The sequence below is a fragment of the Pseudomonas putida genome (assembly GCF_028682395.1).
GTDB lineage: Bacteria > Pseudomonadota > Gammaproteobacteria > Pseudomonadales > Pseudomonadaceae > Aquipseudomonas > Aquipseudomonas putida_AB.
The window spans coordinates 502,334-527,882 of record NZ_JANHLC010000004.1; the positions used below are offsets into that span (position 1 = coordinate 502,334).

The 25,549-nt window shown below is 62.2% G+C and carries 20 protein-coding genes, 1 tRNA gene and 1 pseudogene; 13 read left to right on the top strand and 9 right to left on the bottom strand.

Going from position 1 to position 25,549, the window contains the following annotated elements:
* Window positions 1-72: 72 nt before the first annotated feature.
* A complete protein-coding gene (locus NPS46_RS13570) occupies window positions 73-603 on the top strand; it encodes a DUF962 domain-containing protein (protein WP_274107943.1) in 531 nt (176 codons plus the stop codon).
* A 77-nt stretch (window positions 604-680) separates the two neighbouring features.
* Here the strand turns inward: NPS46_RS13570 and NPS46_RS13575 are convergent, their stop codons facing one another.
* The 6 genes from NPS46_RS13575 to dibA form a co-directional block, all read right to left on the bottom strand.
* Window positions 681-1,670, bottom strand: a complete 990-nt coding sequence (locus NPS46_RS13575; RefSeq protein WP_274107945.1) for a sulfate/molybdate ABC transporter ATP-binding protein — start codon at window positions 1,668-1,670, stop codon at window positions 681-683.
* Between the two features lie 3 nt (window positions 1,671-1,673).
* Window positions 1,674-2,546 (bottom strand): sulfate ABC transporter permease subunit CysW, encoded by an 873-nt coding sequence (cysW, locus tag NPS46_RS13580; RefSeq protein WP_274107947.1) that lies wholly within the window; start codon window positions 2,544-2,546, stop codon window positions 1,674-1,676.
* A 13-nt stretch (window positions 2,547-2,559) separates the two neighbouring features.
* Window positions 2,560-3,378 (bottom strand): sulfate ABC transporter permease subunit CysT, encoded by an 819-nt coding sequence (gene cysT / locus NPS46_RS13585; RefSeq protein WP_274107949.1) that lies wholly within the window; start codon window positions 3,376-3,378, stop codon window positions 2,560-2,562.
* A 91-nt stretch (window positions 3,379-3,469) separates the two neighbouring features.
* Entirely contained in the window at window positions 3,470-4,480 is a 1,011-nt protein-coding gene (locus NPS46_RS13590) for a sulfate ABC transporter substrate-binding protein (RefSeq protein ID WP_274107951.1), read from the bottom strand.
* 133 nt (window positions 4,481-4,613) lie between these two features.
* Window positions 4,614-4,796 carry a sulfur starvation response protein OscA gene (gene oscA, locus NPS46_RS13595; RefSeq protein ID WP_274107953.1) on the bottom strand — a complete coding sequence of 61 codons (183 nt, stop codon included), beginning with the start codon at window positions 4,794-4,796 and terminating at the stop codon, window positions 4,614-4,616.
* Window positions 4,797-5,016: 220 nt separating this feature from the next.
* Complete coding sequence (gene dibA, locus NPS46_RS13600; protein ID WP_274107955.1) at window positions 5,017-6,939, bottom strand: phosphodiesterase DibA; 1,923 nt, start codon at window positions 6,937-6,939, stop codon at window positions 5,017-5,019.
* 146 nt (window positions 6,940-7,085) lie between these two features.
* Between dibA and desA the strand changes: the two genes are divergently transcribed.
* Together desA and NPS46_RS13610 are read left to right on the top strand one after the other, a co-directional pair.
* Window positions 7,086-8,270, top strand: a complete 1,185-nt coding sequence (desA, locus tag NPS46_RS13605; protein ID WP_274107957.1) for a delta-9 fatty acid desaturase DesA — start codon at window positions 7,086-7,088, stop codon at window positions 8,268-8,270.
* Between the two features lie 149 nt (window positions 8,271-8,419).
* Window positions 8,420-9,409 carry a GGDEF domain-containing protein gene (locus NPS46_RS13610; RefSeq protein WP_274107959.1) on the top strand — a complete coding sequence of 330 codons (990 nt, stop codon included), beginning with the start codon at window positions 8,420-8,422 and terminating at the stop codon, window positions 9,407-9,409.
* Between the two features lie 35 nt (window positions 9,410-9,444).
* On the opposite strand, the gene NPS46_RS13615 is transcribed toward NPS46_RS13610, so the two are convergent.
* The 3 genes from NPS46_RS13615 to gabD form a co-directional block, all read right to left on the bottom strand.
* Window positions 9,445-10,656: a response regulator gene (locus tag NPS46_RS13615; RefSeq protein ID WP_274107961.1), complete on the bottom strand. Its 1,212-nt coding sequence runs from the start codon at window positions 10,654-10,656 to the stop codon at window positions 9,445-9,447.
* Window positions 10,657-10,788: 132 nt separating this feature from the next.
* Window positions 10,789-12,069: a 4-aminobutyrate--2-oxoglutarate transaminase gene (gene gabT / locus NPS46_RS13620; protein ID WP_274107963.1), complete on the bottom strand. Its 1,281-nt coding sequence runs from the start codon at window positions 12,067-12,069 to the stop codon at window positions 10,789-10,791.
* 174 nt (window positions 12,070-12,243) lie between these two features.
* The gene (gene gabD / locus NPS46_RS13625; protein WP_274107965.1) at window positions 12,244-13,686 is read right to left on the bottom strand and encodes an NADP-dependent succinate-semialdehyde dehydrogenase; all 1,443 of its coding nucleotides are present in this window, start codon (window positions 13,684-13,686) and stop codon (window positions 12,244-12,246) included.
* A gap of 339 nt (window positions 13,687-14,025) precedes the next feature.
* Here gabD and NPS46_RS13630 point away from each other — a divergent pair.
* The 10 genes and pseudogenes from NPS46_RS13630 to NPS46_RS13675 all read left to right on the top strand — a co-directional run bounded on the left by NPS46_RS13630 (window position 14,026) and on the right by NPS46_RS13675 (window position 25,507).
* A tRNA-Arg gene (locus NPS46_RS13630) sits at window positions 14,026-14,102 on the top strand.
* A 482-nt stretch (window positions 14,103-14,584) separates the two neighbouring features.
* Window positions 14,585-15,478, top strand: a complete 894-nt coding sequence (locus NPS46_RS13635; RefSeq protein WP_274107967.1) for a LysR family transcriptional regulator — start codon at window positions 14,585-14,587, stop codon at window positions 15,476-15,478.
* Between the two features lie 222 nt (window positions 15,479-15,700).
* Window positions 15,701-16,045 (top strand): hypothetical protein, encoded by a 345-nt coding sequence (locus NPS46_RS13640; RefSeq protein WP_274107969.1) that lies wholly within the window; start codon window positions 15,701-15,703, stop codon window positions 16,043-16,045.
* A complete protein-coding gene (locus tag NPS46_RS13645) occupies window positions 16,023-17,411 on the top strand; it encodes an aminotransferase (RefSeq protein WP_274107971.1) in 1,389 nt (462 codons plus the stop codon). The genes NPS46_RS13640 and NPS46_RS13645 overlap by 23 nt, the downstream gene beginning before the upstream one ends.
* Window positions 17,344-18,516, top strand: coding sequence for an ABC transporter permease (locus NPS46_RS13650; RefSeq protein ID WP_274107972.1), 1,173 nt, complete (start codon window positions 17,344-17,346; stop codon window positions 18,514-18,516). The genes NPS46_RS13645 and NPS46_RS13650 overlap by 68 nt, the downstream gene beginning before the upstream one ends.
* A complete protein-coding gene (locus tag NPS46_RS13655) occupies window positions 18,513-19,418 on the top strand; it encodes an ABC transporter permease (protein ID WP_274107973.1) in 906 nt (301 codons plus the stop codon). Before NPS46_RS13650 ends, NPS46_RS13655 begins: the two co-directional genes overlap by 4 nt.
* Window positions 19,419-19,426: 8 nt before the next feature.
* Window positions 19,427-20,272: an ABC transporter ATP-binding protein gene (locus NPS46_RS13660; RefSeq protein WP_274107975.1), complete on the top strand. Its 846-nt coding sequence runs from the start codon at window positions 19,427-19,429 to the stop codon at window positions 20,270-20,272.
* Window positions 20,260-20,779 (top strand): annotated as a pseudogene (locus NPS46_RS13665) (ABC transporter ATP-binding protein); the annotation flags it as partial. The gene NPS46_RS13660 and the pseudogene NPS46_RS13665, both read left to right, overlap by 13 nt.
* Window positions 20,780-21,086: 307 nt before the next feature.
* Window positions 21,087-22,676, top strand: a complete 1,590-nt coding sequence (locus tag NPS46_RS13670) for an ABC transporter substrate-binding protein (protein ID WP_274107979.1) — start codon at window positions 21,087-21,089, stop codon at window positions 22,674-22,676.
* Between the two features lie 341 nt (window positions 22,677-23,017).
* On the top strand, window positions 23,018-25,507 hold the full coding sequence (locus NPS46_RS13675; protein WP_274107981.1) for a TonB-dependent receptor plug domain-containing protein: 2,490 nt from the start codon (window positions 23,018-23,020) through the stop codon (window positions 25,505-25,507).
* Window positions 25,508-25,549 lie beyond the last annotated feature (42 nt).

Genomic DNA, 25,549 nt, shown 5'->3' on the forward strand with positions numbered 1-25,549 from the left:
TGATTGTCGGCTAACTGACAGAGCGAACATGTCGCCCAAGGCATGATCCGTCAACCTACAGGAGGAATAACAATGAAAAACCTCGTCGACCATCTCAGCCAGTACGCCGCCTATCACCGTGATCCGCGCAATATCGCGACCCACTTCATCGGCATCCCGATGATCGTGCTGGCCGTGACCATCCTGCTGTCGCGCCCCGGCTGGGCCGTCGCCGGGCTGACACTCAGCCCGGCGGTGCTGGTGGCGCTGGCCTCGGCCTGGTTCTACCTGCGCCTGGAACTGGCGCTGGGCGTGTTGATGAGCGGCCTGCTGGCGTTATCCGTCTGGGCCGGCCAGGCGCTCGCCGGCCAAAGCACGCTGGTCTGGCTGAGCAGCGGCCTTGGCCTGTTTGTGATCGGCTGGGTCATCCAGTTTGTCGGGCACTATTACGAAGGGCGCAAGCCGGCGTTTGTCGACGATATCAGCGGGCTGATTGTCGGCCCGCTGTTCGTGGTGGCCGAACTGGCGTTTCTGCTGGGCTTGCGCCAGGCGCTCAAGCACGAGATCGAACTGCGCGCCGGACCGGTTCGTGCACCTTCGACCGGTCATTCCGGACCGCTGTGAAGCCCGTTCAGCGCCTGTAGTTCGAGACCTGTAGTTCGAGACCTGTAGGCGCAAGCGCCTACAGGCGGTTCGGCGGGTTAGATATTCGCCTGTTTCTGCCAGACCTTGGGCTTGAAGAACAGCGTCTCGCCACGGGCCAGACCAACCAGGCTGTCATGGTCCTTGACCACTTCGGCTTCGATCAACTCGCTCTGGCCTTCGACCTTCAAGGTCACCCGTGTGGTGGCTCCGAGTGGGCGGATATCGCGCACTTCGGCCGCATGGTGGTCTTCCAGTTCATGACGCGACAACGACACTTCATGGGGCCGGAACAGCACGTGCTGGTCTTCGCCCAGGTGCAGGCGGTTGGAGTCGCCCAGGAAGTGATAGACGAAATCGCTGGCCGGGTTCTCGTAGACATCGCCCGGCGAGCCGATCTGCTCGATCACGCCCTTGTTCATCACCACAATGCGGTCAGCGACTTCCATCGCCTCTTCCTGATCGTGCGTCACGAACACCGAAGTCAGGTTGATATCTTCGTGCAGGCGCGCCAGCCAGCGGCGCAGCTCCTTGCGGACCTTGGCATCGAGGGCACCGAACGGTTCGTCCAGCAGCAACACCTTGGGCTCCACCGCCAGGGCCCGGGCCAGGGCGATCCGCTGGCGCTGGCCACCGGAGAGCTGCTCCGGGTAGCGATCGGAGAGCCAGTCGAGCTGGACCATATTCAACAGCTCGTGAACTTTGGTCGCGATCTGGCTTTCATTCGGCCGCTCTTTCTTGGGCTTCATGCGCAGGCCGAAGGCCACGTTGTCGAACACGGTCATATGGCGGAACAGCGCATAGTGCTGGAACACAAAACCGACGTTGCGATCACGCACGTCGTGCCCGGAGACGTCTTCGCCATGGAACACGATGCTGCCGTCATCCGGGGTTTCCAGGCCGGCGATAATACGCAGCAGCGTGGTCTTGCCGCAGCCGGACGGCCCCAGCAACGCCACCAGCTCACCGCTCTGGATATCCAGGTTGATGCTGTTCAGGGCCTTGAAGGCATTGAAGTTCTTGCTGACATTACGGACTTCGATCGACATGACTTATTCCTCCGCGGCGCTGGCGCGCAGGCGATTAATACGGGACTCGCTCCACTGCTTGAGCAGCAGGATAAAGAGCGCCAGGATCAGCAGCAGGCTCGCGACGGCGAATGCGGCAACGTGGTTGTACTCGTTGTAGAGAATCTCGACATGCAGGGGCAGCGTATTGGTCACCCCACGGATATGCCCGGAGACGACCGACACGGCACCAAACTCGCCCATCGCCCGCGCGGTACAGAGCACCACGCCGTAGATCAGGCCCCACTTGATGTTGGGCACGGTGACATGCCAGAACATCTGCCAGCCATTGGCGCCCAGCAGGCGCGCCGCTTCTTCTTCCTGGGTGCCTTGCTCCTGCATCAGCGGGATCAGCTCACGCGCGACAAAGGGCACGGTGACAAAGATGGTCGCCAGCACGATGCCCGGCAGGGCAAAGACGATCTGGATATCGTGATCCTGCAGCCACGGGCCGAACAGGCCCTGGGCGCCGAACATCAACACATAGACCAGACCGGCGATCACCGGCGACACCGAGAACGGCAGGTCGATCAGCGTCACCAGCATGCTCTTGCCGCGAAAACTGTACTTGCTCACGCACCAGGCGGCGCTGACACCGAACACCAGGTTCAACGGCACCGAGATCGCCACGGCGATCACCGTGAGTTTCAGGGCCGAAAGCGCATCGGGTTCAAAGATGGCGGTGAAGAAGGCGCCCACCCCCAGTTTCAGGCCCTGGGACACCACGATAAACAGCGGCAACAACAGAAACAGCGCGAAAATCAGCCAGCCAAGGCCGATCAGGATGCGCCGCGAAGTGGCACTGCCGCGGCGGGCGGCATTGGCCGAAGACGCGGCGCTAATCGATGATTGGGACATGTTCCGGGCCTCCTTATGGGGTTTCGATGCGGCGTTGCAGCAGGTTGATCAGCAGCAACAGGACAAAGGAAACCACCAGCATCAGCACGCCAATGGAGGTAGCGCCGGTGTAGTCGTACTGGTCCAGCTTGACCATGATCAGCAGCGGCAGGATCTCGGTCTTCATCGGCATATTGCCGGCGATAAAGATCACCGAGCCGTACTCGCCCACACCCCGGGCAAAGGCCAGGGCAAAGCCGGTCAGCCAGGCCGGCAGCAGCGCCGGTACGAGAATATGGCGGAACACCTGCAACGGCTTGGCGCCCAGGCAGGCGGCGGCTTCTTCGACTTCCCGGGGGATATCGGCCAACACCGGCTGTACCGTGCGCACCACAAACGGCAGGGTGACGAAGGTCAGCGCCAGGGTAATGCCCAGGGGCGTGTAGGCGATCTTGAAGCCCAGGTCGGCGGCAAACTGCCCGACCAGGCCGTTGGGCGCGTACAACGCCGTCAGCGCGATACCGGCTACGGCGGTCGGCAGGGCAAACGGCAGATCGATCATCGCATCGATGATCTTGCGTCCCGGAAAGGTGTAGCGCACCAGGATCCACGCCAGCAGCGTGCCGATAATGCCGTTGATGATGGCGGCATAGAACGCCGTGCCGAAGCTCAGCTTCAAGGCGGCAATCACCCGTGGCGCCGAGATGATGGTCCAGAACTGGTCCCAGGTGAGCTGGGAGGCATGCACGAACATGGCCGCCAGCGGTATTAGCACAATGAGGCTGAGGTACACCAAGGTGTAGCCCAGCGTCAGCCCGAAGCCGGGTATGACGGGGGAGATACGACGCGACATAAAAGTCCTTGGTTGACACGCAAAGCCCGGAAACGAATCCGGGCCCATTGCTCTAGCTATTCAGCGATACCGGCAGGCTCGCCACGTAGGGTTACTGCGCCTGGTAGATCTGGTCGAACACGCCACCGTCATTGAAAAATTTCGGCTGCGCAGTTTTCCAGCCGCCGAAGTCTTTGTCGATAGTTACCAGTTCCAGTTTCGGGAACTGCTGGGCGTACTTGGCCGCGACGCTCTCATCACGCGGGCGATAGAAGTTCTTCGCCGCGATCTCCTGGCCAGCCGGGCTGTACAGGTGCTTGAGGTAGGCTTCGGCGATCTGCTCGTTGCCTTTTTTCTGGGCATTCTTGTCGACAACAGCCACTGGCGGCTCGGCGAGGATCGACAGCGAAGGCACGACGATATCGAATTTATCGGCGCCGCCATCTTCCTTGAGTGCCAGGAAGGCTTCGTTTTCCCAAGCCAGCAGCACGTCACCCTGACCGTTGTTGACGAAAGTGATGGTCGAGCCACGAGCCCCGGTATCCAGCACCGGTACGTGTTGGAACAACTCCTTCACGTATTCCTGGGCCTTGGCTTCACTCCCGCCATTGGCTTTCAGGCCGTAGGCCCAGGCGGCCAGGAAGTTCCAGCGCGCACCACCGGAGGTTTTCGGGTTCGGGGTGATGACTTCCACGCCGTTCTTGGTCAGGTCGCCCCAGTCCTTGATGCCCTTGGGGTTGCCCTTGCGCACTAGGAACACGATGGTCGACGTGTAGGGCGTGCTGGCCTGCGGCAGACGCTTCTGCCAATCCTCGGGCAGGGTCTTGCCGAGCTTGGCGATCTCATCGATATCGCCGGCCAGGGCCAGGGTCACCACGTCGGCTCGCAGGCCATCGATCACCGCACGGCCCTGCTTGCCCGAACCACCGTGGGACTGCTGGATCTTGACGTTGTCGCCCGCATGATCCTTCTTCCAGAAGCTGATGAACTCGGCGTTGTATTCCTGGTACAGCTCACGGGTCGGGTCGTAGGACACGTTGAGCAGCTCATAATCCTTGGCAACGGCGGAACCGGCAAAAACGGCGCTGGCGAGAGCGGCCAGGGCATAACGGCGAATAGACATGGTGAAGCTCCTGAATTCTTTGAGAGGGCGGTTTTCTTATTGGCGCTTCAGGCCCGCATTCGTGCTTGAACGCTGTGGTGCTTGCTGAAAGTCATGAAGTACGCCCTCCGGTGGTCCAGTCGGGTGCCGAGGCTTAGCTGGGCTTGTTGCCAGGGTTTTGCAGACGGAATTTTTCCTTGCGCTCAATCTGCACGACCTGGGCGTTGTGGACCGTGATTTCCACCGATCCAAACCGCAGGTCGCGCAGCGCGCTCTGAATTTCACGCAGGATGCTTGCTTCGTCCTGGCCGTCAACACTACGCAGGGATGCGCTCATGGTCGTGCTCCTGAAATGAGGTGTGCCCGGCAGTGGGGCACTGCTGATGGCGTAGGGCAATCTTATTCAGGGCGAGTTATTCTTAAAAATACTATTTAAGAATGTTTATATAACCAAAATAAAAATCACCGCCGACTTGCAGCCGCGAGCTCGTGCGCGATGGCGCCAAGCCCGCCAAAAGCGCAATCGCGAGTCAGCCCGCACCTGCAGAAATGAGGGATTACAAGCGGATCTGCGGGGCGCAATCCCAGTCGAGCTGCGCCGCCGGCACCGGCCGGCTGAACCAGTAGCCCTGGCCGAGTTCGCAATGCTGTTCGAGCAGGAAGCGCGCCTGCTCGACGGTTTCGATGCCTTCGGCGTGGACCTGCATGCCCATGCTCTGGGCGAGGGCGATGACGACGCGCACAATCGCCGCATCATCGTCGTCACACGGCAGGCCGGCGACAAAGCCCTGGTCGATCTTGAGCTTCTGTACCGGCAGGCGCTTGAGGCGCAACAACGACGAGTAGCCAGTGCCGAAATCATCGATGGCCAGGCTCAGCCCCAGTTCGCGCAGGCGGTGCAACTGCTCCAGCGCCACTTCCGGATCGTCCATTACCGCACTTTCAGTGACCTCCAGCTCCAGCAGCGACGGGTCCAGCCCGGTATCGTGCAGCACCTTGGCCACTTGCTGGTACAGCTCGTGCCGGCCGAACAGGCGGCTGGAGATATTCACCGCGACAAACGACAGCTGCCGGCCTTCAGCCTGCCACTGGCCCATCTGCCGACAGGCGTTTTCCAGCACCCAGGCATCGATCTCGGCAATTAGCCCGGTCCGCTCGGCAATCGGAATGAACTCGCCCGGCGGCACCAGCCCGCGTTGTGGGTGCTGCCAGCGCACCAGCGCCTCGACGCCGATCAGCCGGCTGTCACGCAGGTCATGTACGGGCTGGTAGTAGACCCGCAACTCTTGCTGCTCCAGGGCGCGCCGCAACTCGGTCGCCAGTTCGATCCGGTTCTGGGCATGGGCGGTCAGCTCTTCGGTGTAGAGCGCATAGCCTTCGCGGCCCGAACTCTTGGCCTTGAACAGCGCGGAGTCGGCGTTACGCAGCAACTGCTCGGCATTCAATGCATCGCTGGGGAACAGGCTAATACCAATACTCGCGCTGACAAACAACTGGTGCTCGTCGAGGGGAAAGGGCTCTTTCAGGCAATCGAGAATCTTCTGCGCCAACCCCGCTGCCTGCACCACTTGCGAGCAGTCTTCGACCAGCACGGCAAATTCGTCGCCGCCCAGGCGTGCCAGGGTGATGCCTGTATCAACCAGGTTTTGCAGGCGCTCGCCCACGGCCTTGAGCAGTTGGTCGCCCACATTGTGGCCCAGGCTGTCATTGATGATTTTGAAGTGATCCAGGTCGATCAACAACAGCGCACACCCGCGCTTGTGCTGCTGCGCTGCGGCTAGAGCCTGCTCGGTACGGTCGGTGAACAGCAGGCGGTTGGGCAGGTCAGTCAAGGGATCGTGATGCGCCAGGTGCGCCAGTTCGTGCTGGGAATGCTTGATCGCGCTGATATCGGAGAACACCGCAACGTAATGGCTGAGCATGCCGCGATCATCGTGAATCACCCGGATACTCTGCCATTGCGGGTAGATTTCACCGCTCTTGCGACGGTTCCAGATCTCGCCGCTCCACTGCCCGTCCTTTTCCAGGGCGTCGAACATCACCTGGTAGAACTCGGCCGAATGCCGGCCGGATTTAAACATGCTCGGCTGGCGCCCCAGCACTTCCTCGCTCTGGTAGCCGGTAATCTGCACAAAAGCCCGGTTTACATGGACGATCAAGCCGTACTTATCGCTGACCAGCACGCCTTCACGGGTACAGTCGAACACCGCAGCCGCCTGGCGCAGGCGTTCGCGATCCACCCGCTGGAGCTTCAAGCGCGCGCCGATCCCGAGAAAATTGAACAGGCGTGCGCGCGCCACAAAGATCAGCCCGGCACTGAATGCCGCCCAGACATAGCCGTTGATCAGTTGCCAGTGCAGCAACTCATCGGCGTCATCGAACAGATCGCCCAGCAAATGGCTGCTCAACTGGAGCCAGAAGATGGATAAAAGCAGATAGAGAAGAGCTGCGCGCAAGGCATCACGATAAGAAACTGACATATGACAGTGAAAGCCCCTACGAAAAGATCGGCATTATAGTGTAAGAAACATCCAGCGACTCTTATCTCTAAGGCCTACTGGTTTTATCCGTAGGCATGGGGATAATACAGCCCTGCTGTTTCTTAACGACGAGGGCTACACAGCCTATGTGGTACAACGGTTTTCTCGATCTGTCGGCCTGGCAACTGGTGGCAGTCACCCTGTTGATGACCCATGTGACCATTGTCGGGGTCACGGTCTACCTGCACCGTTATTCGGCTCACCGCTCGCTGGAACTCAATGCCGGCCTCAAGCACTTCTTCCGTTTCTGGCTGTGGCTGACCACAGCGCAGAATACCCGCGAATGGACCGCGATCCATCGCAAACACCATGCCAAATGCGAAACCGTCGATGATCCGCACAGTCCGGTCATCAAGGGCCTTTCCACGGTGCTGCGCACCGGGGCCGAGCTTTACCGCGCCGAGGCGCAAAACCCCGAGACGCTGCGCATCTACGGCAAGAACTGCCCCGAGGACTGGATCGAGCGCAATCTCTATTCGCGCTTCCCCCTGGGCGGCGTCGCCTTGATGGCGGTCATCGACCTGCTGCTGTTTGGTGCAATCGGCATCACCATCTGGGCCATCCAGATGATGTGGATTCCCGTTTGGGCTGCCGGCGTAATCAACGGCCTGGGACATGCGGTCGGCTACCGTAACTTCGAATGCCGCGATGCCGCGACCAATCTCGTGCCCTGGGGCATCTTGATCGGTGGTGAAGAACTGCACAACAACCATCACACCTACCCCAACTCGGCCAAGCTCTCGGTGAAAAAATGGGAATTCGACCTGGGCTGGGCCTGGATCAAAGTCTTCAGCTTCCTGGGCCTGGCCAAAGTCCAGCGGGTCGCGCCTATCGCGCATCAAGTCGAAGGCAAGGGGCACCTGGACATGGACACCGCCATGGCCATCCTCAACAACCGCTTTCAGATCATGGCCCAGTACCGCAAGCTGGTGATTGCCCCCCTGGTGCAGCAGGAGCTGGCCAGGGTCGATCACTCGGTCCGCCACCAGTTCCACCGTGCCAAGCGCCTGCTCTCGCGGGAAACCAGCCTGCTGGAAGATCGCCATCACCAGCGCATCCAGACCATGCTCGAGCACAGCCAGGCACTCAAGGTAATTTACGAAAAACGCCTGGCGCTGCAACAGATCTGGGTCAAGACCAGCGCAAATGGCCATGACCTGCTGGCCGCCATCAAGGACTGGGTCCATGAAGCCGAGGCCAGTGGCATCCACTCGCTGCGCGACTTCGCCAACCAGCTGAAAACCTACTCGCTGCGCCCCTCCGCTGCCTGAAACCGTTGATCGGCGCGCCCTGCTCCAGGGCGCGCGCTTCGGAACTTCACCCCGAATCGTCTATCTGACCTAGCAATTCGCCATCCTGGCGGGCTTTACCTTGGCCGCGTCGGCTTGACTGCATGGCGCAGCGTTCGAGATCAGTGTCGATGGTCAACACTCCCACAAATCCGCCGTCTTCCCCGCCATGGCCGGAAGCGGCGCAAACGCTGCTGGCCTTGATGCACGCCCAGGGCGAGGTCGCACGTCTGAGCGAGCGCGAGCAATTGCTCAGCTCCTTGCTGGTCAGTGTCAATGCCGTGCTCTGGGCCTTCGACTGGGAGGCCCGGCAGGTGCTGTATGTCAGCCCGGCCTATGAACGCATTTTTGGGCGCTCCGCCGGCCTGCTGCTGGCCGACGTCAATGAGTGGCGCGACAGCATCTACCCCGACGACCTCGACTATGCCGAGCGCAGCCTGGCCAGCGTACTGGAGAAAGGCGCAGTGGAGGACCGCGAGTACCGCATCATCGCCGCCGACGGCCAGGTGCGCTGGCTGAGCGACAAATGCTTCGTCAACCGCCAGGCCCAGCCCTTGGAGCGCTTGATCATCGTCGGGATCGCCGAAGACATCACCGAGAAAAAGCGCCTGGAAACCGAGCTGCAACGCCTGGCGACCACCGATGTGCTGACCCAAAGCAGCAACCGCCGACACTTCTTCGAATCTGCCCATCGCGAATTCGAACAGGCTCGCCTGCAAGGTCTGTCGCTGTCGTTCCTCTTGCTGGACATCGACGATTTCAAACAGGTCAATGACCGATATGGTCATCCGGAAGGCGACCAGGTGCTGCAACGCATCGCCGAAAGCGGGCGGGCGGTATTACGCCGTGGCGACCTGTTTGGCCGGATCGGCGGCGAAGAGTTTGCGGCGGTCTTCCCCGGCTGTCCGCCGCAGGTGGCCCAGCAGATCGCCGAGCGGCTGCAGCGGGAAATCCAACGGTTGAGCTTCACCCACGACGGACAGGCCTATGGGGTAACAGTCAGCCAGGGCCTGACCAATATGACCGAGGCCGACAAGAGCCTCGACAACCTGTTTGCCCGCGCCGATGAAGCGATGTACCAGGCCAAGCGCCAGGGCAAGAATCAGATTGTGCTGGCCTGACGCGTTATCGGCGCCAGGACTCTTGGGGGACGTCGCTAGTTCTTGCGCAGGCGCGTCAGTTCCGGCAAGCCGATTTTCAGCAGCCGTGCAGTACGTCCCTGGCTGATCTCCTCGACCCCTTCATTGGGCCTGAGCCGCGCCAGTTGCGCGGCCAGGTTCAGCGCCAGCGCTTCGCGCGAATAGACGCCACCGCCCAGCTGATACACCGCGGCGATCAACTCACGCAACGCCAGCGGCAAACGCCAGCGCGTGCGCAATGCCGAGCCATAGCCGGCGCCAAACTCGTACAACGCCTCACCTATCGCTTCGTCGTCCAGCTCGCCACCGGCCTGCAGCCATTCCTGCAGGCACCGCAGCAACGCCAGGTCACCCAAACGGTGCAGCATGCCGGCGCAGTAGCAAAGCTCCTGATCCAGATCCAGCAGGCGCGCCAGAGTCCGGGCATATTCGGCGGTGTGCAGCGACAACTCCCAGTAACGCTCGGCGTAATCGCCCAGGCTGGCATCGCTCAGCCGCGCACTGCGCTTGAGCGCCAGGCCGAGAATCAGATTCATGCTCTGCGCAGCCCCCAGGCGATGCAGCGCCTGGGACAGAGTCTGCACCGCGCTGCCCAGGTGCTGGGCAGCGCTGTTGGCCGCAGCGATCAATACGGCATTGATCTGCGGATCGGTGCGCAGCTCTTCTTCAAGCATCTTCAGATCCAGCCCCTGGGCGTTCAGGCTGCGCTTGACCGCCACCTGCACATCGGCCAGCAAGGGCGCGCCATCGGCAGAGACCCGCCGCAGTTCGAGGAATTTCTGCAGGCTCATGCCCGGGGCCAGGCTCGGGATTTCGCAGGACACCTGCTCACCGTCGCTGAGCAGCAGATCCTGCAGCCGCTGGGTCAGGCTTTCAATATTCAGGGGCTTGGTCAGGTAGGCCGTCGGCGCCAGGGGCAGGATCTCGCGCACACTCGCAATATCACTGCGCGAACCCAGCAGGATAAACGGCAACGGTGGCTGGCGTTTTTTCTGGCGCATGTTGCGCAGCAAGCTCAAGCCATCGACACCGGCCAGCTCCCAATCGGCGATCACCAGGTCATAGGGCTTTTCATTCAGCAGTTCCAGAGCCTGCCGACCATCCAGGCACACATCCAGCCGCGCATCGCAGCGAACATTGAGCAACACCTGCTGGAGCAGGTCTCGGGACCAGGGGTCTTCCTCGGCAATCAGCACCCGCGGTACCGCCGGTAAATCCACAACACTCATGCAACACTCTCCGAGGGCAATGCCTGCACCTTAGTCAAAGGCGCGGCGGGCATACAGCCCAAAGCCGAGTTGCTTCGATAAAAGTCGAAAAAAAACCCGCCGAAGCGGGTTTTTTGTCGAGCGGGTCACAGATCAGGCAAGTTCAGCGAAGCACTCTTCGATGATTGCCAGGCCTTTGTCCAGTTGCGCGTCCGGCGCGGTCAGCGGAACCAGTACGCGCAGAACGTTGCCGTAGGTGCCGCAGGACAGCAGGATCAGCCCCTTATCACGCGCCTTGGCGACGATCTGGGCCACGGCTGCAGCGTTCGGCTTGTGGATATCACCGCCTTCGCACAGTTCGATCGCGATCATCGCGCCCAGACCACGGACATCACCGATAACCGGGTACTTCGCCTGGATCTTGCGCAGACCACCGACCAGACGCTCGGCCACCGCCTTGCAACGGTCCAGCAGGTGCTCTTCCTCGAAGATTTCCATCACGGCCAGGGCCGCCGCACAGGCAATCGGGCTACCGGCGTAGGTGCCGCCCAGGCCGCCTGGCGCAATGGCGTCCATGTATTCGGCCTTGCCGCATACACCGGCCAGCGGGAAGCCGCCTGCGATGGATTTGGCGAAGGTGGTCAGGTCGGCAGCAACACCCATCTGTTCCATGGCAAAGAAAGTACCGGTACGGCCGGCACCGGTCTGCACTTCGTCGGCGATCAACAGGATGCCGTGCTGGTCGCACAGGGCACGAAGGCGAGCCATGAAGGCTTTAGGCGCAACGTAGAAACCGCCTTCCCCCTGAACCGGCTCGATGATGATTGCAGCGATGTCTTTAGGCTCGGCATCGTTCTTGAAGATACGCTCGATGCTGGCGATGGAGTCATCAACGCTGACGCCATGCAGTTCGTTCGGGTACAGCGCGCGGAAGATGCCGCCTGGCATCAGGCCCATGCCGGCCGAGTACGGTACGACTTTACCGGTCAGACCCAGGGTCATCATGGTACGGCCGTGGTAGGCGCCGGTGAACGCGATCACGCCGGCACGGCCGGTGGCGGCGCGGGCGATTTTCACGGCGTTTTCGACCGCTTCGGAACCGGTGGTGACCAGCAGGGTTTTCTTGGCGAAGTCGCCAGGCACCTTGGCGTTCACTTTCTCGCACACTTCAACGTACGGCTCGTAGGCCAGCACCTGGAAGCAGGTGTGAGTCAGCTTGTTCAGTTGCTCGGTCACGGCGGCGATGATTTTCGGGTGCACGTGGCCGGTGTTCAGTACCGCGATGCCGCCGGCAAAGTCGATGAACTCGCGACCTTCAACGTCGGTCACGGTGGAGTTCTTCGCCGACTCGGCGAAGATCGGGTGGATCTGGCCAACGCCACGTGGCACGGCGGCCTGGCGGCGTTGCATCAAGGATTCGTTAGTCTTGCTCATGGTGTCCTCATTCACCGCTCATCGGGCGGCGTGGTTCAAGGATGTCGCGACGGGGAGGCAACTGCGCCAGCATACGATGATCGACTGCCGCAGCGATCCCGGTCACATGGATAGATCGTTTGAAACACGCAAGGAGCAGCGCTCTCGTGCCCCTCGCGTCGAACCACTCTCGCCTTAGATACCCAGGCAGAGATATTTGATTTCCAGGTAGTCTTCGATGCCGTACTTGGAGCCTTCACGGCCCAGGCCAGAGGCCTTGATGCCGCCAAACGGCGCGACTTCGTTGGAGATCAGCCCGGTGTTGACGCCGACCATACCGTATTCCAGGGCCTCGGCCACACGGAAGACACGGCCCAGGTCGCGGGCATAGAAGTACGAAGCCAGACCGAACTCGGTGTCGTTGGACATCGCGATCACATCGGCTTCGTCCTTGAAGCGGAACAGCGGCGCCAACGGGCCGAAAGTTTCTTCCTTGGCCACGGCCGCATTGTTCGGCACGTTGGTCAGGATGGTCGGCTCGAAGAAGTTACCTTCGATGGTCTTGCCGCCCGCCAGCACCGTCGCGCCTTTGCTCACGGCATCGGCGATATGTTCCTTGACCTTGGCCACGGCTTTTTCGTCGATCAGCGGGCCGGTGGTGGTGCCCTCTTCCAGACCGTTGCCGATCTTGAGCTTGGCCACGGCCACTTTCAGCTTCTCGGCAAATGCGTCGTAGACCGAATCCTGGACATACAGGCGGTTGGCACAGACGCAGGTCTGGCCGTTGTTGCGGTATTTGGAAATGATCGCGCCTTCGACGGCCTTATCCAGGTCCGCGTCGTCGAACACGATAAACGGCGCGTTGCCACCCAGTTCCAGGGACACTTTCTTGATGTCCTTGGCGCATTCAGCCATCAACTGGCGACCGATTTCGGTCGAGCCGGTGAAGGACAGCTTGCGCACGATCGGGTTGCTGGTCAGCTCGCCACCGATGTCGCCAGCACTGCCGGTAACAACGCTCAGCACGCCTTTTGGAATACCGGCGCGGTGCGCCAGCTCGACCAGGGCCAAAGCGGAGAACGGGGTTTGCGATGCCGGCTTGATGACCATGGTGCAACCGGCGGCCAGGGCCGGGCCGGCTTTACGGGTGATCATCGCGGCCGGGAAGTTCCACGGGGTGATGGCGGCGGTCACGCCGATCGGCTGTTTGATCACGATCAGACGCTTGTCCGGCTGATGGCCCGGGATCACGTCGCCATAGATGCGCTTGGCCTCTTCGGCGAACCACTCGATAAAGGAAGCGGCGTAAACGATTTCACCCTTGGCTTCGGCCAGCGGCTTGCCCTGTTCCAGGGTCATCAGACGGCCGAGGTCGTCCTGGTTCTCGATCAACAGTTCGAACCAGCGGCGCAGCTTATTGGCACGCTCCTTGGCGGTCAGTGCACGCCAGGCCGGCAGCGCCTTGTCGGCGGCTTCGATGGCACGGCGGGTTTCGGCAGCGCCCATTTTCGGCACGGTGCCCAGAATCTCGCCCGTAGCCGGGTTGTTGACCTTGATCGTCTGACCACCGTCCGCATCAACCCAAGCCCCATCGATAAAGGCTTGTTGGCGGAACAACTGGGCGTCTTTAAGCTGCATGTCGGCTTTCCTTAACAGCACCGCGCACGCGCGGAGCGAATTATTGATTATAGAAAGGCGCCTCAAGGGGCTGCCGTCAGGGAAATCATTCACCGGGCTGAAGCACAATCAGCGCACATAGGGACAAGCGTGCGGTTCAGCACCCAGACAAGAGCGTTTGAAATCTCAAACGAATCCTAGGATCAAAGGGGGTAAAGGACAATAGTCTGTTCAAGAAAAAGAACGAAAAGGTCGGTTTACTGCGAAGTTTCTGACAAGCGTTGTTCAAGTTCCACAAACGCCTGTCCAATCAATAGCATGGACGGCAGGTATGCAGATGAGTATCATGGCGCCCGCGTTGCACCAGTAGCTCAGCTGGATAGAGTACTGCCCTCCGAAGGCAGGGGTCGTGGGTTCGAATCCCGCCTGGTGCACCATCTTCTTTCCCTTGTATCTCAAGGGCATCGCACTCCTCAGCAAAACCTGCCCCTCTCCTGACAGCCGCCTGACCGGGCAACGACTTCACCTGAGCGTGCGCCCATGGTTGAAATGGCAGCAGGCCTGTAAGTCCCACCTTCGGGCACAAGCCGCAGACAACCCTTGCTGACTTGCAAAAAGTGCTCTGACGCCCAAGCCAGGGGCGCTTCTGACGGAACATAATCGACCCGAGTTTTTGAGGTGTTCGCCTCCAGGCTGAGCACACCACCTCCCGCTCGCCTGCCGATTAGACGTCCCAAACCCCTAGCGTTTTAACGATTGGCAAACCGTAGCGTTGCCTGGGGCTTTGCCCTCTGCCGCACAATCGGTGTGCCGCGTTTTTTGCGTCCGAGCCTTTGCGCACATGCCAGGGCGGCTAAGCCACCCAGCCGATGATTATTCTATAATCACATTTTGGCATAACCCAATATGAGCAGATTTAATGAAGATCGATGACATGGATGCCTTCGTATCGGTGGTGCGCTGCCAATCCATCAGCCTGGCCGCCGACGCCCTGCAACTGACCCAGCCAGCCATCACCCGGCGCACGCAAAACTTCGAGAAAGACCTCGGCGTAATCCTTCTGGACCGCAACACCAAGCCGCTCAAGCCCACGCCCCTCGGCATGCGGGTGTATGAGCAGTGCAAGGCCGTGATACGGGAAATCGATTCACTGCGCGAACTGGTCGGCGCCGCAGGACCGACAGGCGGCGCGCTGCGCCTGGGGGTGCCGCAGACCATCGGCGATGCCGTACTGCTCCATGCCCTGCAGGACATTCGCGGCGCCTACCCGAACTTGCGTACCCAGGTCGTCAACGGCTGGGGCAGCCATCTACTGGCCAAAATGGAGAACGGTGAGCTGGACGCAGCGGCCGCGTTGTTCCCGGCCGGCAAGATTTTCCCCGAAGGCATCACCGGCCAATCCATCGGTCGGATGCCGCTGCTGGTGGTCGCCGCCCGGGATGCCCAACACAAACGGACTTGCAAGCTTGCCGACTGCTATCGCCAGGGCTGGGTCCTCAACCCCGACGGCTGCGGTTTCCGTGCTGGCCTGCAACGCGCACTGTCGGAACAGGGCCTGTCGCTGCACATCAATCTGGAAACCTTTGGCACCGAACTGCAACTTGGCCTGGTGGCCAACGGCATGGGCCTGGGCCTGGTGCCCCAACCGATCCTGGAGAAAAGCCAGCACCGCGAACACCTGGAAGTGATCAGCGTCAGCGACTTCAAGCCGATGATCGACCTCTGGCTACTGCACCCGCGCTTTCTCGGCAACCTCCAGGAGCCCGTCGCCTTGTTCGGCCGACTGGTGGCCCAGAACCTCGGCCAACCTTAGCGTTATCTGCCGGCGGCAGCCGAACGCTCGCCGGCGAGCAGGGATTACATGAAAAATTTGCATATAATGCAAAAATAACAATGCAATAAATACATAATTAGCTTAGACCTAAAAAGACTTTTACAGCGCATTTATATACGAATAAGTTGGCGCCATAACCGACCCCTCGCCAGGTGGAGGACACCCTAATGCGGCTCAGCCGTACGATGACGAGGGGCGTTCATGCCGTCACCATCCTGCACCTACACCCCGATCACCCGGACCCACCGGGAAGCCGATGCGTATGGCCCGACGCGGCAGTCACCCGCCGCCTGCCAGTGGGCAACCCTCGACCCGCCATTGGCAAGCCGCTTGAAACCGCACGGCTCGCCCATCCCTGCAGCTAACACACCCAATCCCGGCCGTGGCGAAACCCGGCCACTTGCCCGCCGCCACGGCCAGGCCGGCTTCGTCCCGCCGCACAACATCCACTGCACCGGTCGACGCCTGAGCCATCCGTTGCCTGCCCACGCCAGGTCCACCCCAACACACCAGGAGCACTCACGTGAGCCAGCCGCACAGCGATAACCAGCGCCGGGACATTGCGCATTTCATTCACCCCTATAGCAATCTCGACGCCCATCCCAGTCGTGGCCCAACGGTGATCGTGCGTGGCGAGGGCTGCCACGTCTTCGACGAACACGGCCAGCGCTACCTTGAGGGCATGTCCGGATTGTGGTGCACCAGCCTGGGCTTCTCCGAGCAGCGTCTGGTCGACGCCGCACATGCCCAATTGCAGGTCCTGCCCTACTACCACAGCTTCAACCACCGCAGTCACGTGCCGGGCATCGAACTGGCCGAGAAACTCGCGCAACTGGCCCCCGGACACCTGAATCACGTGCTGTTCGCCAACTCCGGCTCCGAGGCCAACGACTCGGCGGTGAAGCTGGTGTGGTACTACAACAACCTGCTGGGTCGGCCGCTGAAGAAAAAAATTATCGCCCGCCGCCAGGGTTACCATGGCATCACCGTCGCCTCCGGCAGCCTGACGGGCCTACCGCCGATCCACGGCGGCTTCGACCTGCCGATTGCCGGCATTCTGCACACCGACAGCCCCAGTCATTATCACGCCGGGCTGCCCGGTGAAACGCCACAAGCTTTCAGCGACCGTATTGTTGGCAACCTCGAGGCCCTGATCCTCAGCGAAGGCCCCGAAACCATCGCCGCCTTTATCGCCGAACCCGTGATCGGCTCCGGCGGGGTGATTCTGCCCCCACCGAACTACTTCCCGCGGGTCCAGGCGCTGCTGCGCAAGTACGACATTCTGTTTATCGCCGATGAAGTGATTACCGGCTTCGGCCGCACCGGACAGTTGTTCGGCAGCCAGACCTATGACCTGCAACCGGACCTGATGTCGGTCGCCAAGGGGCTGTCCTCGGCTTATCAACCCATCTCCGCACTATTGGTCAGCGACACCATCGATGACGTGTTACGCCAGGCCAGTCGCAAGCTGGGCGGTTTTGCCCACGGCACCACCTACGCCGCGCATCCGGTCTGCGCGGCCGTGGCCCTGGAAACCCTGCGCATCTACGAAGAGCGGCGCATCGTCGAGCACGTGCAGGATGTTTCACCGTACTTTCTGCAGCGCCTGCAAGGCTTCGCCGACCACCCGCTGGTCAGCGACGTACGTGGCGTGGGTCTGCTCGGCGCATTGGAGATCGCCGCCGATAAAAACCAGCGCACACCCTTCCCGGCGCAATGGCGCCTGGGCGAGTGGATCCAGCAGTCAGCGCAGGACCATGGCGTCATCGTGCGCGCCATCGGCAACGCTATCGCTCTGTGCCCGCCGCTGATCATCGACACACCACTGATCGACGAACTCTTCGATGGCGTTGCGCGCAGCCTGGACGATGCGCTGCGTCACGTTCGTCAACTCGACGCGCAGCGAGCCTGAGGTCGCCATGCACCAGAATGCCAACGTGCTCGACGACGCCTTGCCCACGCCTGCGCGCCTTGCCCTGCCGAACTGGACCCGCAGCGCCGCACGTGGCGCGTGGCGGCTGGCGGGGGCGCTGTTGAGTATTGCCGGCACGTTGCTCGGGCTGCTCTTCGTCACGTTCGCCATCGGCCGCCTGCTGCCCGCCGATCCCGTGCTCAGCGTGATCGGAGACCGCGCCTCGGCGGCGCTGTACGACAAGGTGTTTATTGAAATGCGCCTGGACCGGCCGCTGTACGAGCAATTTGCGCTCTATGTGCGCGACATGCTCAGCGGCGATTTCGGCACGTCGCTGGTGACCAGCAACCCGATTGCCAGCGACATCCTGCGCTTCTTTCCAGCCACCCTGGAACTGGCCACCGTGGGCATGCTCTTCGGCACGCTGCTGGGCATCCCGCTCGGCGTCCTTTGCGCACGCCATGAGGGGCGCCTGGTCGATCACCTGGGCCGCGTGGTGTCGTTGCTTGGCCATTCGATCCCGGTGTTCTGGCTCGGGTTGGTCGCCTTGCTGCTGTTCTACGCCAAGCTCGAATGGGTCGGCGGCCCCGGTCGACTGGATATCGCGTTTCAGTATTCGATCCCCGAAGTCAGCGGCCTGGTGCTGCTCGACTGCCTGCTGGCCGGCGACAGCGCGGCCTTCGCAAATGCGCTGTCGCACATTGTGCTGCCGGGCGCGCTGCTCGGTCTCGTTGCCCTGGGCTACATCGCCCGCATGACCCGTGGTTTCCTCCTCGCACAACTGCACCAGGACTACATCCTGGTGCTGCGCCTGAAAGGCTTTTCGCAATCGCGCATTCTCTGGCGTTACGCGCTGCCCAACGCCGCCGGGCCGATCCTGGCGGTAACGGTCATGGCCTACGCGTATTTGCTCGAAGGCGCGGTACTCACCGAAACCGTATTTGCCTGGCCCGGCCTGGGCATGTTCATCACCGAGTCGCTGTTTGCCGCCGACATTCCCGCCGTGCTTGCTGCCACCCTGGTGGTGGGCGTGGTCTATCTCAGCTTCAACATGTGCAGCGATGCCCTGTTGGTGCTGCTCGACCCACGAGCCCGCACGCAATGAAAGCCCCAACCCTCACCCATGCCTGGCTCACCAGTGACGAGCCACGCCACCGCTTGCAGGCGCGCCTGGGCAACGCCTATCGCTTCGCCCGTCGTTACGGGGCCAGCCCGGTGGGCATGCTCGGCCTGCTGATCGTCGGCCTGCTAGCCGGCCTGGCACTCGTCGCGCCCTGGCTGCCTCTGCAAGATCCGCTGACACAGCAGCTCAGCGAGCGCCTGATGCCGCCCTCGTCCGTGCACTGGTTCGGCACCGACAGCCTTGGCCGGGACATTTTTGCACGTGCGCTCTGGGGCGCCCGCCCGACCTTGCTGGTGGTGCTCGCCGCACTGGCATTGAGCGCGCCCCTGGGCACCCTGATCGGCGCCGCTGCCGGGTTGTTCGGCGGCGTGATCGACCGCGTGTTGATGCGCCTCACCGATATCTTCATGGCCTTCCCCCGGCTGATCCTCGCCCTCGCCGTGGCCGCCGCCCTGGGCGCGGGCTTGTGGACCGCCGTACTGGCAATCACCCTCACCGGCTGGACGCCCTATGCACGCATCGCCCGCAGCGAAGCGGCATCACTGCGCCGCGCCGAGTTCATGCAGGCGGCCCGTACACTCGGAGCTTCCCCCTGGCGCCTGCTCTGGCGCCACGCCTTGCCGCTGTGCCTGCCCTCGATGATCGTGCGGGCGGCGCTGGATGCTCCGGGAATCATTCTGATCGTTGCCGGCCTCGGCTTCCTCGGTCTCGGCCTGCCGCCGCCCCAGGCGGAATGGGGGGCGATGGTCGCTGACGGACGCTCCCTGGTCTTCGAAGCCTGGTGGGTCGCAACCTGCCCGGGCCTGCTGATTCTGCTCGCCGGCCTGGGTTTCAACCTGTGCGGTGACGCCCTGCGCGACCTGATCGGCCCTGCCGCCCGCTAGGAGAACACATGGACATCCCCCTCACCCAACCGCTACTTGAAGTCGACAACCTGTGCGTGGCGTTTAACGGCCCGGCCGGCCCTGTGCAAGCGGTACGCGGCGTGAGCCTGAGCCTGGGTCGCGAGCGCCTGGCCGTGGTCGGCGAGTCCGGCTCAGGAAAGTCCGTCAGCTTTCGCGCCCTGCTCGGCCTGCTGCCATCGAGCAGCGCGGTCAGCGGCCAGGCCCGCTTCGCCGGCGCCCCACTACTGGGCCTGGAAGAAAAGCAGTTGGTGGCCCTGCGCGGGCGCCGTATCGGCATGATTGTCCAGGACCCGCGCCAAGGCCTGAACCCGCAGCGCGACGTCGGCGTACAATTGCAGGAGATGCTGCGCTGGCACTGGCCACTGTCGCGCGCGCAGGCCCGCAACCGGGCACTGGAACTACTGGCGGACGTGGATATCCGCGAGCCGCAACGGGTCATGACGCTCTATCCGCACCAGTTGTCCGGCGGCATGGGCCAACGGGTGATGATCGCCATGGTGCTGGCCGGCGAGCCGGACCTGCTGATCGCCGACGAAGCCACCTCCGCCCTGGACAGTGTGATGCGCGGCACCATTCTCGACCTGATCGACCGCCAGGTACGCCAGCGCAACATGGGCCTGGTGCTGATCAGCCATGACCTGGACCTGGTTGCCGGGTTCGCCGATCGGATCCTGGTGATGTACGCCGGCAAAGTGGTCGAGGAACTGGCCGGCGGCGCCATACACACCGCAAGCCACCCCTACAGCCGCGGCCTGCTGGCCTGCCGCCCGAGCCTGGACAGCATTGGCCAGGACCTACCCACCTTGCAGAGGGATCCCGCATGGGCAGTGTGAACGCGGCATTGACGATCACCGACCTGGATATCCGCCATGGCGCACACAGCGTGGTCAAGGGTGTCTCCCTGCGCCTGGGCGAAGGCCATTGCCTGGGCATCGTCGGCGAATCCGGTTGCGGCAAGAGCAGTATTCTCAAAGCCGTCGCCGGTGTTGACGAGCACTGGAGCGGGCAAATCGACGTGTTCGGCGAGCCACTCGCCAGGCGCCGCAGCCAGCCTCAGCGACGCGCCCTGCAAATCGTCTTCCAGGACCCGCTGGCTTCGCTGAACCCGGCGCACACCGTGGACGAAATCCTCCGCGAGCCCTTGCAGATTCATGGCTTCGACCGCCACGAAGCACGCATTCTCGAAGCCCTGGACAGCGTGGCGCTACCCCGCGCCATTCGCTTCCGTTTCCCGGCCCAGCTCTCGGGCGGCCAGCGCCAGCGCATCAGCATTGCCCGCGCCCTGCTGGTCGAGCCCCGGGTCCTGCTGCTGGACGAACCCACCTCGGCGCTGGACGTTTCGGTGCAGGCCGAAGTGCTCAATCTGCTGTCGCGCCTGCGCCGCGAGCGGGGCCTGAGCTACCTGCTGGTCAGCCACGACCTGGCGGTGGTCGCGCACCTGTGCGAGGAGGTCGCCATCATGCATCGCGGCGCCTTCGTCGAGGTGCTGCAGCGCGAGCAACTGGCCGCAGGTCATGTCAGCCACCCCTATACGCAATCACTATTGAGCGCTGCAGCGTTCTGACCCTTATCCCCCTACGAAGAACTCGCTACAGGATAAAAGCTGCGCGGGATTGACCAAGGCCCCTGTTCCATCAAGGAGTTCCCATGAAACAACGACCCGCAAAGTTGCTCGTCACCCTCACCCTGCTGGCCGCCGCGCTGGCCGGCCAGACGCAGGCGGCCACACCCAAGGACACCGTGGTGATGGGCAAGGACATCACCAATATCCTGACCCTCGATCCTGCGGAAACCTTCGAGGTCACCGGCGGCGAGGTCATCAACAACCTCTACACCCGCCTGTTCACTTATGACCCGCAGGACTTCTCCAAGCTTGAAGGCGGCGTGGCCAAGGACTGGAGCGTTTCTGAGGACGGCAAGGTCTTTACCATCGCCATTCGCGAGAACCTGCGCTTTCAGTCCGGCAACCCGGTCCGGGCCGAAGACGCCGCCTTCTCGCTGCGCCGTGTCATCCAACTGGGCCTGACACCTTCGTTCATCCTCGAACAATACGGCTGGACCGCGCAGAACGTGGAGCAGAAAGTCCGCGTGGAAAACGGCCGCCTGGTGCTGGAACTGAACAAGCGTTGGGCGCCGACATTGGTCCTCAACACCCTGACGTCCGGCGTCGCGTCCATCGTCGACGAGCAGTTGGCACGCACCCATGAGAAAGCCGGCGACCTCGGCCATGCCTGGCTCAAAACCAATGCCGCAGGCTCCGGGGCGTTCAGCCTGAAACAGTGGAAAGCGGGTGACGTGGTGGCCCTGGATGCCTTCGACGGTTACTACCGCGGCCAGCCCGCGGTCAAGCGAGTGATCCTGCGGCACATCCCCGAGCCATCGGCACAGCGACTGCTGCTGGAAAAAGGTGATATCGACATCGCCCGCGACCTGCGCCCGGAACAGGTCAAGGCCCTGGCCGGCAATCCCGAGGTCACTCTGCACCAGGAGCACAAGGTTTCCGAGTTGTACCTGGCGCTCAACCTGAGCAACCCGGCACTGGCCAAGCCCAAGGTGCGCGAAGCGCTGCGTTGGTTGATCGACTACGACAACATCAGCGAACACCTGCTTGCCGGCCAGTGGTTCAACCACCAGACCTTCGTCCCCAAAGGCGTGCTCGGCGCACTGGATGAGACGCCGTACAAACTGAACGTGCAGAAGGCCCGCGAACTGTTGCGCGAAGCCGGGTATGCGGACGGTTTGAGCATCACCCTGGATGCCGCCAATCTGTTTCCCTGGTTACAAGTGTCCCAGGCGATCCAGCAGAGCTTCGCCAGTGCCGGCGTCAAGGTCGACCTGCGCGTAGTCGATATCAACCAGGCGATGAGCCGCTATCGCAGCCGCCAGTACGATGCGATGTTCTTTTACTGGTCCCACGACTACAACGATCCGCACTCCTCCGCCGGCTTTCTCATCCCCAACCCGGACGACAGCGACACCTCCACCCTCAAGGCAGCTGCCTGGCGGACCCACTGGAAGTTTCCCCACCCCGAGTTGATCGAGCAGGCCGCCGAAGAAACCGATACCCAGCGACGCGTCGCGCTCTACCAAGATCTGCAACGCCAGGTGCTGGCCGACTCGCCCTATATCTTCCTGTTGCAACAGAACGAGCAAACCGCCCTACGCAAGAACCTGAGCGGATTTGTCTCCGGTCCCGCCTTCGACACCCCCGTCTACGCAGGCCTGAAAAAAGACTAGAGCCCGCCTTTTCAGCCCTCCATCAATAGCCTGTCCGAGCCTCTCGGACGGGCTATTGGCGCTTCTTGAGAAAGCCTCGCATAAGAATATTTATGCATATTAGGTTATGCATATTATGTATTTCACGCATTAAAACCCCTCTCATAGAATTCCCCTCGAACTTCGCGGTTGCGTACGGCTTCACCTGGAACCAGGCCCCCTACGAGTCACCGCGTAACTCCCGACCGCTTTGGCCGGAGCAGCGCTTCTCCCCAGCGAGTCAGCCACGCCGCACACGGAACGCTCGCCCGCATAACTTAAAAAAAAGCCAGCACACACTTAGATCTCTGGAGTTAAACAACGTGGACAACCGCTTCCGCCGTGCGATCCTGCCCGACCTCGTCAGGCTCACTCTCTCCCTTGGCCTGCTCACCGGCAGCACCGCCGCCATCGCCGAAACGAATGACCGTCCCGGCTACGATGACAAACGCCTGGACACCGTGGTCGTCACCGGCAACCGCGCCCGCGGCAACCAGCGCACCATCACCGACAGCCCCGCACCGATTGACGTTATCAAGGGCGAAGACCTGCAACGCCAGAGCAGTGCCGGCCTGACCGCGGCCCTGAACAGCCTGCTGCCCTCGTTCAACCTGCCGGCCATCCCCGGTGGCGGTTCTTCATCGCTGGTGCGCCCGGCCGGCCTGCGCGGGCTGAATGCCGACCAGACACTCGTGCTGGTGAATGGCAAGCGACGCCACACCACGGCACTGGTGAATATATCCTCTTACATGAACAACGGCTCGCAACCGGCCGACATCGACCTGATCCCCGTCAGTGCGGTGGATCACATCGAGGTGCTGCGCGACGGCGCGGCGGCGCAGTACGGCTCCGATGCCATTGCCGGGGTGATCAACATCATCCTCAAAAACAATGACCACGGCGGCAACTCGACCACGACCGCAGGTCACAATTACGGCAGCGGTGGCGGCGTGGTGACCCAGGCCCTGAACCTGGGCACGCTGCTGCCCAACGATGGCTTCTTCAACTTCGCCCTCGACGTGCGGACCCAGAACCAGGCCGACCGCGCCGAGGCGGCCAAGGGTGACTTCTACAACCCACTGCCCGGCGGCGGCGCAGATCCGCGTGAATCGCAGGTCAACCGGCATATTTCCTCAAGCTACGGCCAGCCGCGCTACAAGCTGCTGAACGCGTCCTACAACGCAGAGCTGCCACTCTCGGACACCACGGCGCTGTATTCCTTTTCCACGGTCAGCGTACGCAAGTCCGAAGGGGGGGCGTCGTTCATCCGCCCCAACAGCCTGAGCGCCAATGCGAACCTGTACCCAGACGGCACCCTGCCGGTCCGCGAGATCGAGGAGCATGACTTCCAGAGCGCCTTCGGCGCCCGTGGCGAACTGGCCGCCTGGGCCTGGGACCTGAGCACCACCCTGGGCCGCAACAAGGCCTGGCTGTCGAGCCGCAACGATCTCAACCCCTCTTTCGGCGACAACAGTGGCACCCGCTTCGACCAAGGCAGCCAGACCGCCGACCAGTGGACCACCAACCTCGATTTCACTCGCCTCTTCGAAATCGGCCTGGCCAAGCCGGTGGATGTGTCTTTCGGCTTCGAGCACCGCTTTGAGCGGTTCAGCATCGGCGCCGGCGACTACGACTCCCACGCAGATGGCGGCTACGTGATCCCCAGCGGCCCCTACGCGGGAATCAAGCCTGCGGCCGGCTCCACCGCCACCAGCGGCTTTCGGCCAGACGAAGCCGGCAGCGGCAGCCGCAACAACTACGCCAGCTACCTGGACCTGGGTTTCTATCCGACCGAAAAGTGGTACGTGGGCGTCGCTGGACGTTATGAGCACTACACCGATGACGCCGGCGACTCGACCAGCGGCAAGCTGTCTACGCGCTATGAGCTGACCCCGGAGTTCTCCCTACGAGCCACGGTCAGCAACGGGTTTCGCGCACCGTCCATTGCCCAGTCGATCTATGCCTCTTCCTGGACCCGGACCCTGGTCACCGGCCCAGGCACCAGCACGTCCTACGACGTGAAGGTGCTGCCGGTCGATTCGGCCGCCGCCAAAGCCCTGGGCGCCCAAGCCCTGAAGCCGGAAAAATCGCTGAACTACAGCGTCGGCTTCACTTACGAACCCGTGCACAACCTGCGCCTGACCACCGACGCCTACCTGATCAAGATCAAGGACCGCATTGTCGAGGCCAGCGTACTGGCCGGGCCGCAGGTCAGTGCGATTCTGGCCGCCAACGGCTTGCCATCGGACATCGCGGCGCAGTACTACACCAATGCCATCGACACCCGCACCCACGGCGTCGACGTGGTGCTCGACTATCTGCAGGACTACGCCGCCTTCGGCTCGGTGAAGTGGAGCGCGGGGCTGAACTGGAACAAGACCAAGGTTTCCGACATCAAGGACACCCCGGCAGCACTCGCCGCCCTGGGCTCGAACTACACCCTGTTCGACTACGAGGCCCAGAGCGACCTGACCAAAGGCTCGCCGACCAACAAGTTCATCCTCAGTGCCAACTGGCTGATCGGTGACTTCAACGTCAACCTGCGCGGCACCCGCTACGGCGAGTACTTCCAGGCCAGTGCCGGCGGCCGTGCCTACGACCGCACCTGGAGCCCGACCTGGATCACCGACCTGGACGTCGCCTACTCGATCACCAAGCAACTCAAGGTCGCCGTGGGCGCCAACAACCTGTTCGACAAATACCCCGACAAGATCGGCCCGGTGACCGGCCAGGGGCTCAACGCCTACGGCCTGTATTCGCCCTACGGGCTGACCGGTGGCTACTACTACAGCCGCCTGTCGTTCGACTTCTGATTCCTTCCCAACCCACCCCGCGCCAGCCGCGGGGTCCGAGGA